The 12,696-nt window shown below is 68.9% G+C and carries 13 protein-coding genes; 6 read left to right on the forward strand and 7 right to left on the reverse strand.

The window, feature by feature from the left end:
* Nucleotides 1-106: 106 nt before the first annotated feature.
* On the forward strand, nucleotides 107-1,435 hold the full coding sequence (argA, locus tag RKE50_RS02785) for an amino-acid N-acetyltransferase (protein ID WP_350034224.1): 1,329 nt from the start codon (nucleotides 107-109) through the stop codon (nucleotides 1,433-1,435).
* Here argA and RKE50_RS02790 read toward each other — a convergent pair.
* The 3 genes from RKE50_RS02790 to RKE50_RS02800 are packed head-to-tail and all read right to left on the reverse strand — an operon-like array spanning nucleotide 1,422 to nucleotide 3,702.
* Nucleotides 1,422-2,336 (reverse strand): DUF6279 family lipoprotein, encoded by a 915-nt coding sequence (locus RKE50_RS02790; protein ID WP_350034226.1) that lies wholly within the window; start codon nucleotides 2,334-2,336, stop codon nucleotides 1,422-1,424. The genes argA and RKE50_RS02790 overlap by 14 nt on opposite strands.
* Nucleotides 2,282-2,734 (reverse strand): VOC family protein, encoded by a 453-nt coding sequence (locus tag RKE50_RS02795; protein WP_350034228.1) that lies wholly within the window; start codon nucleotides 2,732-2,734, stop codon nucleotides 2,282-2,284. Before RKE50_RS02795 ends, RKE50_RS02790 begins: the two co-directional genes overlap by 55 nt.
* A 5-nt stretch (nucleotides 2,735-2,739) precedes the next feature.
* Complete coding sequence (locus tag RKE50_RS02800; protein WP_350034230.1) at nucleotides 2,740-3,702, reverse strand: pyridoxal-phosphate dependent enzyme; 963 nt, start codon at nucleotides 3,700-3,702, stop codon at nucleotides 2,740-2,742.
* A gap of 135 nt (nucleotides 3,703-3,837) precedes the next feature.
* On the opposite strand from RKE50_RS02800, the gene RKE50_RS02805 reads away from it, so the two are divergent.
* Nucleotides 3,838-5,187: an alanine/glycine:cation symporter family protein gene (locus RKE50_RS02805; protein WP_350034232.1), complete on the forward strand. Its 1,350-nt coding sequence runs from the start codon at nucleotides 3,838-3,840 to the stop codon at nucleotides 5,185-5,187.
* 1 nt (nucleotide 5,188) lies between these two features.
* Here RKE50_RS02805 and leuA read toward each other — a convergent pair whose 3' ends face one another.
* Nucleotides 5,189-6,886 (reverse strand): 2-isopropylmalate synthase, encoded by a 1,698-nt coding sequence (gene leuA, locus RKE50_RS02810; protein ID WP_350034234.1) that lies wholly within the window; start codon nucleotides 6,884-6,886, stop codon nucleotides 5,189-5,191.
* 334 nt (nucleotides 6,887-7,220) lie between these two features.
* On the opposite strand from leuA, the gene RKE50_RS02815 reads away from it, so the two are divergent.
* The 3 genes from RKE50_RS02815 (at nucleotide 7,221) to RKE50_RS02825 (ending at nucleotide 9,658) form a co-directional block, all read left to right on the forward strand.
* Nucleotides 7,221-7,703, forward strand: a complete 483-nt coding sequence (locus RKE50_RS02815) for an Lrp/AsnC family transcriptional regulator (protein ID WP_350034236.1) — start codon at nucleotides 7,221-7,223, stop codon at nucleotides 7,701-7,703.
* 82 nt (nucleotides 7,704-7,785) lie between these two features.
* Nucleotides 7,786-9,000, forward strand: a complete 1,215-nt coding sequence (locus tag RKE50_RS02820; RefSeq protein WP_350034238.1) for a multidrug effflux MFS transporter — start codon at nucleotides 7,786-7,788, stop codon at nucleotides 8,998-9,000.
* Between the two features lie 40 nt (nucleotides 9,001-9,040).
* Nucleotides 9,041-9,658, forward strand: coding sequence for an NADPH-dependent FMN reductase (locus RKE50_RS02825; protein WP_350034240.1), 618 nt, complete (start codon nucleotides 9,041-9,043; stop codon nucleotides 9,656-9,658).
* 37 nt (nucleotides 9,659-9,695) lie between these two features.
* Here the strand turns inward: RKE50_RS02825 and RKE50_RS02830 are convergent, their stop codons facing one another.
* From RKE50_RS02830 to RKE50_RS02840, 3 genes are all read right to left on the reverse strand, one after another.
* Nucleotides 9,696-10,379, reverse strand: coding sequence for a thiol:disulfide interchange protein DsbA/DsbL (locus tag RKE50_RS02830; protein ID WP_350034242.1), 684 nt, complete (start codon nucleotides 10,377-10,379; stop codon nucleotides 9,696-9,698).
* A 193-nt stretch (nucleotides 10,380-10,572) separates the two neighbouring features.
* Nucleotides 10,573-11,211 carry a c-type cytochrome gene (locus RKE50_RS02835; protein WP_350034244.1) on the reverse strand — a complete coding sequence of 213 codons (639 nt, stop codon included), beginning with the start codon at nucleotides 11,209-11,211 and terminating at the stop codon, nucleotides 10,573-10,575.
* Between the two features lie 31 nt (nucleotides 11,212-11,242).
* Nucleotides 11,243-11,539 carry a c-type cytochrome gene (locus RKE50_RS02840; protein WP_350034246.1) on the reverse strand — a complete coding sequence of 99 codons (297 nt, stop codon included), beginning with the start codon at nucleotides 11,537-11,539 and terminating at the stop codon, nucleotides 11,243-11,245.
* Nucleotides 11,540-11,648: 109 nt separating this feature from the next.
* Between RKE50_RS02840 and yihA the strand changes: the two genes are divergently transcribed.
* On the forward strand, nucleotides 11,649-12,296 hold the full coding sequence (gene yihA, locus RKE50_RS02845; RefSeq protein WP_350034248.1) for a ribosome biogenesis GTP-binding protein YihA/YsxC: 648 nt from the start codon (nucleotides 11,649-11,651) through the stop codon (nucleotides 12,294-12,296).
* Nucleotides 12,297-12,696 lie beyond the last annotated feature (400 nt).

Genomic DNA, 12,696 nt, shown 5'->3' on the forward strand with positions numbered 1-12,696 from the left:
GCCCGGGCACTCGCCACCACCCTGCCCCTCGAAGGCCCCGGTTGGCGAGCGCTCGCGGCACTTTTTGGGTACGCTCACGGCACGGACGGTGGCAGGACGACAGGCAGTGAGCGGCGGCGGTAAACACAGCGCAGGCGGGGACAGGAAGGGCGACTTCGCCTGGTTCCGGAACACGGCCCCCTACATCAACGCCCACCGGGGGCGGCGCTTCGTACTGATGCTCGGCGGCGAGATCGCCGATAGCGGTGCGCTCGCGCCGCTCATCCACGACATCGCCCTCCTCGCCAGCCTCGGCGTGCACCTGGTGCTGGTGCACGGCAGCCGGCCGCAGATCGACGCGCGCCTCGCCGGCGCCGGGCAGCACTGCGCCTTCCACCGCGGCCTGCGCATCACCGACGCCGCGGCCATGGCCCACGTACGAGACGCCGCCGGCGCGCAGCGCGTGGAGATCGAGGCCCTACTATCCATGGGGCTGCCCAACTCGCCGATGCAGGGCGCCAACCTGCGCATCGTCAGCGGCAACTTCGTCACCGGGCGCCCCATCGGGGTCCTCGACGGTATCGACCACCAGCTGACGGGGCGGGTCCGGGGCATTGACCGGGACGGCATCCTGGCCCAGCTCGACGCCGGCTCCATCGTGCTGCTCTCGCCGCTCGGCTACTCGCCCACGGGCGAGGTGTTCAACCTGGCCCTCGAGGACGTGGCGGTGCAGGCCGCGGTGGCTATCGGCGCACAGAAGCTCATACTTTTTGGCAGCACGGACGGCGTGCGCGACCGCGAGGGACGGCTCATCCGCCAGTGCGCCGTGGACGAGATCGCCGCGCTAGCGCCAGCGGCGCCGGAGCAGGCCCGGCTTCTCGACACCGCCGGCCGCGCCTGCCGCCAGGGCGTGCCGCGCTGCCACGTGATCAGCTACGAAGCCGACGCCGCGCTCCTCGAGGAGCTGTTCACCCACGACGGCTGCGGCACCCTGGTCACCCGGCGCCCCTACGAGCAGTCGCGGCAGGCAAAGATCGACGATGTCGGGGGCATCATCGAGCTCATCGAGCCGCTGGAGGCGGAAGGCATCCTGTTGAAACGTTCCCGGGAGCTGCTGGAGGCGGAGATCGACCGCTTCCGGCTGCTCGAGCGCGACGGGCGCATCATCGCCTGCGCCGCCCTCTACCCCTTCCCGGCGGAGCACTGCGGCGAGCTCGCCTGCATCGTCTCGCACCCGGACTATCGCGGCGCCCACCGCGGCCAGCGCCTGCTCGAGGAGCTGGAGGCCGAGGCCCGGGCGCAGGGCCTCAGCCGGGTCTTCGTGCTCACCACGCAGACGGCGCACTGGTTCATCGAGCAGGGCTTCGTCGAGGGCAGCCGGGACGAGCTGCCGTCGGCCCGGCGGGAGCTCTATAACCTGCAGCGCAACTCCAAGGTCTTCTTCAAGGAGCTCTAGTGTCCGACGGGACGGCAGGCACCATCAGCTTGCCGAGGTCGCGCTCGAGCGCCGCGAGCTCGCGCTCGAGGCGCGCCTGCTGCCGCTCGCTGCGCTGCGCGAGAACGTCCGTGACCGCGCTCAGCACGACGGCACTGTTGTGGTTGGTGCCCGCGATGTAGCTTTCCGGCACCCACTCTGCCCAGTCGCGCACCGAGGCGCGCAACCGCTCCTGCCAGCCGGGCTCCTTCGCCAGGATCTCCTCGAGGCGCTCGATCCAGGCGGCGCGTACCGCCAGCCATTCGCCGTCGATGCGCTCGAGCTCGGCCACGGCCACCGCGAGGCGCTGCTCCTGGCCGTCGTCCAGGCGGCCGAGGTAGTCGCCGAGGCTGTCCTCGAGGCGCTCGAGCGCGTCTTCCCGGTACTCCTCGTCCGTGCGCGGCAGGTACTCGGCCTCGTACTCGGCCTGCCGTTCGCGAAGCTCCGCGATGAAAGCCTCGACCTGGGCCTCCGTCAGGGTCTCGGCCAGGCCGAGCAGCGCCTCAAGGGCGCGGTCGCGCAGCCGGTACCAGGCGACCTCGATGTCGGCCGCGAGCTCCGTGACATCCGGGAGCGCCGGATCCGCGGCCGTCAGCCGCCGGACCTCGTCGACCAGGGCGGCATAGCGCGGCAGTTCCTCGCGCCGGTGCCAGGCCAGTACCGGGTCCAGCAGTGCCTCGAGGCGGTCCTCCTGGTCCCGGTCGAGGGGCACGTAGCCCTCGATGTACCAGGGGATGAGAAAGTCGAGGCGATTGTAGAAGAAGACGCGGGCGCTGCAGGCGGACAGCAGCGCGGCCGCCAGCAGCAGCGCCAGGACGCGGCAGAGCCTCAGGGGTAGTCGAGGCCGTCCGTCGCGAAGAGCATGTCGGGGTTGCGGAAGCACTTGAATTCCAGGTAGTTGCCCGCGGGGTCGCAGACGAAACAGGTGCGCTGCTCGCCGCGGCGCCCGGCGAAGCGGGTCTGCGGCGCGATGGCGAAGGGCACGCCGTGCGCCTCGAAGCGCGCCAGGAGCGCATCCCAGGCGTCCCAGGCAAGCACCAGGCCGAAGTGCGCCGCCGGTACGGACTCCCCGTCCACCGGGTTGCTGGCGACCGCGGGCATGGCCTCGCGATCGACGAGGTGCACCACGAGCTGGTGGCCGCCGAAGTCGTAGTCGATCCAGCGCGGGGAGGCGCGCCCGCGGCGGCAACCGAGGACGTCACCGTAGAAGCCGGCCGCCGCGTCGAGGTCATCGACGGGGAGCGCGAGGTGGAAAAGTCCGCTGTCCAGAGCGCTGTCCACCTCGTTCACCAGGGCAGCCGGTCGAGGTCGACATTGCCGCCGGAGATCACGATGCCGCAGCGGCGCCCGGCGAAGCGTTCCCCGTGCTCGAGCGCGCCGGCGAACGGTACGGCCCCAGAGGGTTCGACGACGGCCTTCATGCGAGTCCACTGCAGGCGCATTGCCTCGACGATGGCCTCCTCCGACACGGTCACGATCGTATCCACGAAGCGCTGGATGAGCGCGAAGTTGCGCACGCCGAGGCTGGTGCGCAGGCCGTCGGCGATGGTCTGCGGGTTGGTCTGCGGCTGCAGCTCGCCGAGGCCGAAGGAGCGGAACGCGTCGTCGGCACCGGCGGGCTCCACGCCAATCACCTCGATGGAGGGCTTGAGCGCCTTCGCGGCCACGGCAATGCCCGCGAGCAGGCCGCCGCCGCCCACCGGGGCGGCGATCACGTCGAGCTCCGGCACGGCGCGGAGCAGTTCCAGGGCCACCGTGCCCTGGCCGGCGATCACGCGCGCGTCGTCGTAAGGGTGCACCACGTGCGCGCCGTGGGCGTCGATGACTTCTGCCAGGGTCTCTTCGCGCGCGGCGAGCGTCGGCGCGCAATCGACGATGGTGGCGCCGTAGCCGGCCACCGCCGCGCGCTTCACCGCGGGGGCGTTCTCCGGCATGACGATCCAGGCCGGAATGTCCCGCCGCGCCGCCGCCATGGCCAGGGCTGCACCGTGGTTACCCGAAGAGTGGGTCGCCACCCCGCGGGCCGCCACGTCCCCGGGCAGGCCGAGCACCGCGTTGCTGGCACCGCGGGCCTTGAAGGCGCCGGCGCGCTGCAGGTGCTCGCCCTTGAAGAACAGCTTCGAGCGGGTGTGCGCATCGAGCAGCCGGCTGGTGAGTACCGGCGTGTCGTGCACGGCATCGGCAATGCGGGCGTGCGCGGCCTCGATGTCGGCAAGGGTAACGGGGTCGGGTTGCTGGTCGGCGGTCATCGGTCGTGCGTGTCGCGGCTGGCCGGCCATTGTTGCGTGAATGGCGGTCGGTAACAACGCCCCCGGGCCTGCCGGGAACGACCCGCGTCCGCCGGAAACCCCGTGCTAAGCTGCGTCCTTTTGCCCGGGAGCGTCATGGAGACCCTCGAAGCCCTCTCCCTCACCTTCGTCAACGCCGTCTGGAGTACACCGCTGGTCATGCTGCTCCTGGGCGGCGGGCTGTTCTTCGCCCTCTACTCCCGGGGGCTTCCCTACCGGCACCTGGGCCACGCGGTGGGCATCATGCTCGGCCGCTACGACCAGCCCGACGAGCAGGGCGAACTCAGCCACGGGCAGGCGCTGGCGGCGGCACTCTCCGGCACCATGGGCCTCGGCAACATTTCCGGCGTGGCCCTGGCCATCTCGGCCGGCGGCCCGGGCGCGGTGTTCTGGATGTGGGTCTCAGCGACCGTGGGCATCGCCACCAAGTTCTTCACCTGCAGCCTGGGCGTCATGTACCGCGGCCGCGACGACCTCGGGCGGCTGCAGGGCGGGCCCATGTACATCATCCGCGAAGCCCTCCCCCGGCGCTATTACCCGCTGGCGATCCTCTTTTCCATCGCCGGCCTCATCGGCACGCTGCCGATCTTCCAGGCCAACCAGCTCACGGCGCTCATCCGGCAGAACTTTCTGCCGGCAGAAGCGGCCCCCGGCTACTTCAACCTCATCGTGGGCTGCACCATCGCCGCGCTGGTGGCGGCGGTCATCTTCGGCGGCCTGCGCCGGGTGGCCGCGGTGGCGGTGGCCTTGCTGCCGACCATGGTCGTGCTGTATCTCGCCATGACGCTGTTCGTGCTCGTCCTGCACGCCGAGGAGGTGCCGCGGCTCCTCGCCAGCATCGTCCGCGAGGCCTTCCAGCCCAGCGCGGTCGGCGGCGGCCTGCTGGGCGTGATTCTCATCGGCATCAGCCGCGGCGCATTCTCCAACGAGGCGGGGGTCGGCACCGAGGTCATGGCCCACGGCGCGGCGAAGACCAACGAGCCGGTGCGCGAGGGCCTGGTCGCCATGCTCGGGCCGGTGGCGGACACGCTGATCGTCTGCACCTGCACCGCGCTGGTCGTGCTGCTGGCGGGGGACTGGCAGGGATCGGAGGGGCTCTCCGGCATCACGCTCACCGCCGGCGCCTTCCGCAACGAGCTGGGCATCCCCGGCGCGGTGCTCCTGGGCGTGGTCACGCTGATCCTCAGCACCACCACGATGTTCACCTGCTGGTACTACGGCGCGAAGTGCTTCGGCTTTCTGTTCGGTGCCCACATCCAGCACCACTTCCGCTGGTTCTACGTGATCGCGGTGGTCTTCGGCGCGGCAGTGAGCATCGACGTGGTGTTCAACATCATCTCCGGGTGCTACGGCCTCATGGCCATCCCGACGATGATCGTGTCCCTGCGCCTGGCGCCGCGGGTGCGGGCGGCGGCGACGGAGTACTTTCGCCGCCACCCCTACTAGCTCAGGCGGCCGCTTCGGCCGCCGTCGTGGCGGCGCGGTTGAGCGCGCCGAGGATACCGTTCATCGACGCCTGCACGATGTCGTGGCTGCGGCCCACGCCGCAGACCCGTTCGCCGTCGATGTTGAGCTGGATGTAACAGACCGCCTCGGCGTCCGCGCTCTGCGACAGGGCGTGCTCGTTGTACTCGACCAGCACGATCGGCTTGCCGGTGAAGCGCTCCATCGCGTCGACGAAGGCTGCGACCACGCCGTTGCCGCTGCCCGTGATCTGGTGGGCCTGCCTGCCCTCGTTGAGCACGATGGTCAGCTGGTCCACGTGGTCGGCGCGGCTCAGCTGGTAGTCACCGAGCGTCCAGCGGCCGTCCGGGGCGAGGTAGGTGCGCTGGAAGAGGTCGTGGATCGCGGCCGACTGCACCTCGGCTTCCTGCTCCTCGGCATAGGCCTGCACGGTCGCGCTGAAGTCGATCTGCAGCCAGCGCGGCAGCTCGTAGCCGTGGTCCCGCTCGAGCACGTAGGCCACGCCGCCCTTGCCGGACTGGCTGTTGATGCGGATGACCTCCTGGTAGGAGCGGCCGATGTCCGCCGGGTCGATGGGCAGGTAGGCCACCTCCCAGGGCTCGGCGTCGTCGCGCCGGGACAGGCACTTCTTGATCGCGTCCTGGTGGCTGCCGGAGAAGGCCGTGAACACCAGTTCCCCCGCGTAGGGGTGGCGCGGGTGCACCGGCAGCTGCGTGCAGGCTTTCACGGTCTCGATGATTTCGTCCATGTGGCCGAGCTGCAGCTGCGGGTCAACGCCCTGGCTGTACAGGTTCATGGCCATGGTGACGATGTCCATGTTGCCGGTGCGCTCGCCGTTGCCCATGAGCGTGCCCTCGACCCGGTCGGCGCCGGCGAGGACGCCGAGCTCCGCCGCGGCCACGGCACAGCCGCGGTCGTTGTGGGTGTGCAGGGAGACGATCAGGCTGTCGCGGCGCTTCACGTGGCGGCAGAACCACTCTATCTGGTCCGCGTAGATGTTCGGCGTGCTCATCTCCACCGTCGCCGGCAGGTTGACGATCGCCGGCCGCTCGGGGGTCGGCTGCCAGACGTCCATGACCGCATCGCAGACCTCGACCGCGTACTCGATCTCCGTGCCGGTGAAGCTCTCCGGGGAGTACTCGAAAACCCAGTCGGTCTCCGGGTACTTCGCCGCCTCGTCGCGCACCAGTTCCGCGCCGCGCACGGCGATGCCGGTGATGCCCTCGCGGTCGAGGCCGAAGACCTTCTCGCGCTGCACCGTGGAGGTGGAGTTGTAGACGTGCACGATGGCCCGGCGCACACCCTTCAGGGCGGCAAAGGTCTTTTCGATCAGGTCCGGCCGGGCCTGGGTGAGGACCTGGATGGTGACGTCCTCCGGGATGCGGCCGTTGTCGATGAGATCGCGCACGAAGTCGTAGTCGTGCTTCGAGGCGGAGGGAAAGCCGACCTCGATCTCCTTGAAACCGATCTTCACGAGCTGGTCCCAGAGCTGCGACTTCTGCGCCGTGGTCATGGGCTCGATGAGGGCCTGGGTGCCGTCGCGCAGGTCGACGCTGCACCAGCGCGGGGCGGCGGTCAGGCGCCGGTCCGGCCACTGCCGGTCGGGCAGGATGACGGGCTCGAAGGCGCGGTACTTTCGATGGTCAAAACCGCGATGGTCGGCGTTGTCGAGACGGCTCATGGGTCGTCGGCTCCCCCGGGCAGGGCCCGGCTCGGTTCGTTACTCGTCTGTCGACAGGCTTGGTTTGAAAAGCCTGCCAGGAAAATCAGGCGGCCCTGGTGCGGGCGAGGCCCGGTCCCTGCGCCCTCGTGAGGCGCCGGTCCGCCCGCCGCGGGGATAAACCGCGTGCGCGCTGCCTGCCGCCAGCACCGCTGGCCGAACCCACAGTATAAAGGTACCGGCATAGCGATTTACTGCAAATTCGCCCCCGAACAGGGCGAGTATGAAGATTACTCGCTAATTTTAGTTTAAATTATAGCAACAGAAACCATTCTGGCAAAAATCCGGAGTGACCATGCCCCGCCTCGACCGCACCGACCGCCGCATCCTCGACCTCGTCCAGCGCAACGGCCGCATCAGCAACCTGGAGCTCGCCGAGACCGTGGGCCTGTCGCCCACCCCCTGCGCCCGCCGGCTGAAGCGCCTGGAGGAAAGCGGCCTGATCCGGGAGACGGTCACCCTGCTGGACCAGGATGCGCTCGGCCTGAAGCTCACCGCCTACATCGGTATTTCCATGGACCGGCACACCCCGGACCGCTTCGCCGCCTTCGAGGCCGAGGTAACCAGCTACCCGGAGGTGCTCGAGTGTTCCGTGGTGACCGGGCAGGCAGCCGATTACCTGCTGAAAGCCGTGCTCCCGGACATGCAGCACTACGAGCAGTTCCTGCTCGGCCGCCTGACCCGGATTCCCGGGGTCACCGGCGTGCACTCCAGCTTCGAGCTGCGGCGCGTGGTCCAGCGCACCGTACTGCCGCTGGACTACGTCGACGGGGCCTAGTCAGCGGCGGACGGCGACCCGCCCTCGCCGCACGGCACGGAAAAAGGCCGCGCTCACGGCTTTTCGTGTACCCTAGCGCGCCATGCCCGCAACCCATGACCACGACTCGCGGCGGCTCCTCGCCCTGCTCGCCGCCCTGGCCGCCCTCGGTCCGCTCTCCGTCGACATGTACCTGCCGGCGATGCCCGGCATGATGCGCGCCTTCGACACCGATATCGCGCACATGCACCTGACCGCTAGCGCCTACCTCTGGGGCTTCGCTTTCTTCCATCTCGCCTGCGGACCCCTGGCGGACCGCTTCGGCCGCCGCCCCGTCCTGCTCGGGGGCACCCTGCTTTTCATCGGCGCCTCCCTCGGCTGCGCGCAGTCCGGCGGCGTCCTCGAGCTCGCGGCCTACCGCTTCGTGCAGGGCATCGGCGCCTGCGTCGGCCCCACCCTGGCGCGCACCATCGCCCGCGATGTCTACGGCCCGACCCGCGCCGCCCGCGCCCTGTCCCTCATCGCCATGCTCATGGCCCTCGCTCCCGCCGTGGCCCCGGGGCTCGGCGGCATCATGCTGCGCTTCGTTCCCTGGCCCAGCGTCTTCCTGTTCCTGGCCAGCTATGCGGTCGCCGTCTTCCTGCTGGTGGGGCGCTACCTGCCGGAAACGCTGCCGCAGCGGCAGAGCCTGCACCCGCTGGCCATCGCGCGGAACTACGCGGAGCTGATCGTGCACCCCTTCTTCCTCGCCGTGAGCATCTGCGGGGCGCTGGTCTACGCCGGGCTGCTGGCCTACCTCACCTCCTCCGGCTTCGTCTTCATGGACATGCTCGGCGTGCCCCTGCACTGGTTCGGGCTGATCTTCCTCACCTCGGTCATCGGCTACATGGCCGGCAGTGCCCTGTCCGCGCGCCTCGCCAGCCATCACCGTTCCGAGCAGGTCATGCTGGCCGGCTGCGCCACGGCCGTGGCCAGCAGCGCCGGCCTGCTGGGCGGGCACCTGCTGCTGCCCGCGAGCGTGCTCGCCCTGGTCCTGCCCATGACCTTCTACGCCCTCTCCCTGGGGCTGGTGATGCCGCACACCATGGCCATCGCCCTGCGCCCCTTTGCCCACATCGCCGGGACGGCCTCTTCGCTCATGGGCTTCGTGCAGATGGGCCTCGCCGCGCTCGTCACCGCCGTGGTGGGCGAGGTCCTCGCCGACACGCCGCGGCCGCTGGTGCTGGGGATGCTCGCGGTCACGGCCGGCGCCCTGGTGCTGGCCCTCTGGGTCCAGGGGCGCGACGAGCCCGCGGAAGCCCTGCCAGCGGGCGAGTGATATGCCATACTTCTGCGCCATTTCCTGAGGCGAGGTATCCATGAAGATCGGAATCATCAGCGGCAGCCACCGGGTCGACTCCCAGAGCGCGAAGATCGCCGGCTGGATCGAGCGGTCGCTCAGTGACCGCGGCCTGTGCGACGAGACCTGGCTCTATTCCCTGGCGGGCAACCCCCTGCCGTTCTGGGACGAGGGGGTGTTCGAGGGTACGGAGGCCTGGGAGGAGATCATGGGCCCGCTGCGCGATGCCCTGAACAGCTGCGATGCCTTCGTGATCGTCTCACCGGAGTGGCACGGCATGGCGCCGGCGGGGCTCAAGAACTTTTTCCTGCTCTGGCCGGGCAGCGGCGAGCTGGCGCACAAGCCGGCGCTGCTGGTTTCCGTCTCGGCGTCGCAGAACGGCGCCTACCCGATCGCCGAGCTGCGCATGAGCAGCTACAAGAACAGCCGCATCTGCTACCTGCCGGAGCACATGATCGTGCGCAAGGCAGCGCAATGCTTCAATGCCGACCCGGCCGACAACGACCCGGAGCACCACGAGTACCTCGCGGGGCGCATGGGCTACTGCCTGGAAATGCTGCGGGAGTACGGGCTGGCGTTCCAGCAGATCCGCGCGAGCGGCAAGGTATCGCTGGAGAACTACCCGAACGGGATGTAGAAAACCGGGGCGGCGGGCGCCGCCCGGGCAGCTACCGTCAGGCCCCGGTTGCCGCCTCGGCCGGTGCTGCCGCGGCTTTCGCGGCGCGCTCCTTCTCGATGAGGAACTCGGCAATCTCGAGCATGCCGGCCTGGCTGCCGGCCTTGCGCGTGGTGACGCGGTACTTGCCGGCCACCATCACTTCCGGCGTGCCGCTGATCCGCGCGGCCCGCGCCCGGGCGTCGGCCTGGCGCGCCAGGCTGCTCACGCCGAAAGAATTGAACGCCTTCAGAAATTCCTCTTCGGGCACGCCGCCGTCCTCGAACACTTCCGCGATATCGGCCGCGGAGGTCAGGCGCTGGCGGTCGACGTGGATGGCCTGGAACAAAGCCAGGTGCATGAGCTCCGTCACGTCGAGCACCTCGGCCGCATAGTAGGCCTTGGCGAGCAGTTCCATCGGCTTGTTCCAGATCACCGGCGAGGGCACCACCACGACGTCGTCGGGCTGGGACTCCTTCCACTTGCTGATCACCGGCTCGAAGTTGTAACAGTGACCGCAGCTGTAGGAGAAGAACTCGGTGACCTCGATCTTGTCCGGGTGCCGGCCCGCTATCGCCGGCGAGATGACATCGTAGTCCTCGCCTTCGACGTACTCCTCGGCACGGGCGCTGCCGCCGGGGGCGGCGGCAAGGACGAGGCCGAACGCCAGGAAACCGGCCAGGGTGTGCTTGAGTGTCAGCATGGGTGTCTCCGTGTGCATCATCGCTAGTCAGACCACGGCGGGCGCCGCAGGTTCACGCTAGCACTGCAGGGGAAATTCACAAAATCGAAGCCGCGAAAGAGCGCGTGCGGGCGTGCTTCGGAGAAACAGGTAATACGCGAGGGAAGGAAGCGTAGAGGGGTGACTTGCGCCACCCCCGGCGTCCCGCCACCCCTTACTGCAGGCCCTCGATGTAGCTGGCGACCGCCTTGATCTCGAGGTCGGACAGGCCGAAGGCGTTGCTGCGCATCACCTTGGACTCGCCGTCGGTGTAGCGCCCTTCGCCGGGCCTCTCATAGCCGGTCTGGTAGGCCTTTAGCTGAGACTCAATGTACTCGGCGTGCTGGCCGGCAAGGCCCGGGAACCCGGCCGGATCGTTGCCCTGGCCGTGCGGGCCATGGCAGGCCGTGCACGCGGCGACATTGCGCTCGGCGACGCCGGCGCGATACACCTTCTCACCCAGGTCGACGAGGTCCGGGTCGGCCTGGCCGCCGCTGCGCGACAGGCTGTCGTAGTAGGCGGCGAGGTCTGCCAGCTCCTGGTCACTCTTGTTGTCGACCTGGCCCGCCATCTGTGCCACGACGCGAACGCCGTCACGGATGGCGACCATCTGTTCGTACAGGTAGCGCTCACCCAGCCCCGCGAGCTTCGGGAAGGACGGCACCATGCTGTTCCCATCCTGCCCGTGGCAGGCGGCACAGACCGCGGCCTGGGCCTCGCCGGAGGCGACGTCGCCCTCGGGCATGGTGTTGGCAGCGTAAGCGTACTGGACAGCACTTGCGGCCAGGCCGCAAGCCAGCAGGAGTTTTTTCATAGCTAATCTCGGCGCGGGAGCGCGCGGCGGATTATTCCGCCGGCGAACTCATGAAGGTAATCAGTTCCTGGTACTCTTCGTCGGTGCAATCGAAGCACATGCCCTTCGGCGGCATGGCGTTCAGCCCGTTCTTGACGGAGGCGACGAGCGTATCCATCCCCTTGGCAAGGCGCGGCTCCCACGCTGCCGCGTCGTGCGTCTTCGGCGCGCCGGCGACACCGGCGGCGTGGCACACGGCACAGGCCTTGTTGTACTTGTCCATCGGCGGCTCGGCCATGGCAACAGTGGAACCCGTGGCGACGAGTGCGGCAATCAGCAGTTTCTTCATGGGAAACACCTCAGTGTCAGGTAAGGCAGAGTCGCGAATCCCGTTTCCGGGGGGCGAAAAGCGGTGGCATTATATACGACTTGCCAACGGCGACAAACCGGTGCCCCTGATGGCTGTCCCAGCCCCCGACTACCGTCGTGCCGCCTTTCTCACCAGCGCGGCGCGCTTCAACCAGTGCCCGCCGGACACCGGCTGGGAGGTGGCCTTCGCCGGCCGTTCCAACGCCGGCAAGTCGAGTGCCATCAACAGCCTCACGGGGCAGGCGAACCTCGCCCGCACCTCCAAGACCCCGGGCCGCACGCAGCTGATCAATTTCTTCGAGCTCTCGGACGCCCAGCGCCTCGTCGACCTCCCGGGCTACGGCTTCGCCAAGGTGCCGCAGGCGGTCAAGGCCAAGTGGATGCGCGAACTCGAGCGCTACCTCCAGGCCCGACAGTCGCTCCGCGGCCTTGTCCTGCTCATGGATATCCGCCACCCGTTCCGCGATTTCGACCGGCAGATGCTGGAGTGGGGCACGGTCGCCGGCATGCCGGTACACGTCCTCCTCACCAAGGCCGATAAACTCGGGCGCGGCGCCGCGAAATCCGCACTCCTCGCCGCCCGCAAGGAAGCGAGCACTTACCCGGACGACATGGTCTCGGTCCAGCTCTTCTCCGCCCTCAAGCACCAGGGCCGCGAGGAACTCACCGCCGTCCTCGACGCCTGGCTCACGGACGAGAGTGTCCTGGAGCCGGAGAATTCCGAGCTGGATAAATAAAGCCTCGTTGGCCCTGGCTTCTGATTGCGGCCCAGCTACCAGTCTCCAGACTCGGACCTTTCGATACCGGCGCCAGCGCCGCGGAGAATCCCTCCGGGACACGCTACAAGCACATCCATGTGCGCTCGACTGCGGCCATCCATGGCCGCAGACGGTCCCGGAGGGATTCTCCGCGCCACTAGCGCCTACCGTGGTGCCAATCGACAGGCTAAGTCGACGTGGAAGCCAGTGAGCGGTGGTCAATCAATGGGCTTGGGAACGCACGACAGATTCAGGCGCCGGGGGTTGCAGCTACCTGTCCCGGGGCGTCAGCGGACATGGATGTCCGCTGTCGAGCTGCCATGGACGGCGCTTTTGCGGTCCCGGGACAGGTAGCTGCAAGCCCCGGCGCCGGGCTACG

Source organism: Pseudohaliea sp., assembly GCF_040217025.1.
Lineage (GTDB): Bacteria > Pseudomonadota > Gammaproteobacteria > Pseudomonadales > Halieaceae > Pseudohaliea.

Excerpts from the sequence above, each read along its gene's own strand:
- RKE50_RS02800 (WP_350034230.1), bottom strand. The coding sequence starts at position 3,702 with ATGACCGCCGACCAGCAACCCGACCCCGTTACCCTTGCCGACATCGAG.
- RKE50_RS02805 (WP_350034232.1), top strand. The coding sequence starts at position 3,838 with ATGGAGACCCTCGAAGCCCTCTCCCTCACCTTCGTCAACGCCGTCTGG.
- leuA (WP_350034234.1), bottom strand. The coding sequence starts at position 6,886 with ATGAGCCGTCTCGACAACGCCGACCATCGCGGTTTTGACCATCGAAAG.
- RKE50_RS02815 (WP_350034236.1), top strand. The coding sequence starts at position 7,221 with ATGCCCCGCCTCGACCGCACCGACCGCCGCATCCTCGACCTCGTCCAG.
- RKE50_RS02820 (WP_350034238.1), top strand. The coding sequence starts at position 7,786 with ATGCCCGCAACCCATGACCACGACTCGCGGCGGCTCCTCGCCCTGCTC.
- RKE50_RS02825 (WP_350034240.1), top strand. The coding sequence starts at position 9,041 with ATGAAGATCGGAATCATCAGCGGCAGCCACCGGGTCGACTCCCAGAGC.
- RKE50_RS02830 (WP_350034242.1), bottom strand. The coding sequence starts at position 10,379 with ATGCTGACACTCAAGCACACCCTGGCCGGTTTCCTGGCGTTCGGCCTC.
- RKE50_RS02835 (WP_350034244.1), bottom strand. The coding sequence starts at position 11,211 with ATGAAAAAACTCCTGCTGGCTTGCGGCCTGGCCGCAAGTGCTGTCCAG.
- RKE50_RS02840 (WP_350034246.1), bottom strand. The coding sequence starts at position 11,539 with ATGAAGAAACTGCTGATTGCCGCACTCGTCGCCACGGGTTCCACTGTT.
- yihA (WP_350034248.1), top strand. The coding sequence starts at position 11,649 with ATGGCTGTCCCAGCCCCCGACTACCGTCGTGCCGCCTTTCTCACCAGC.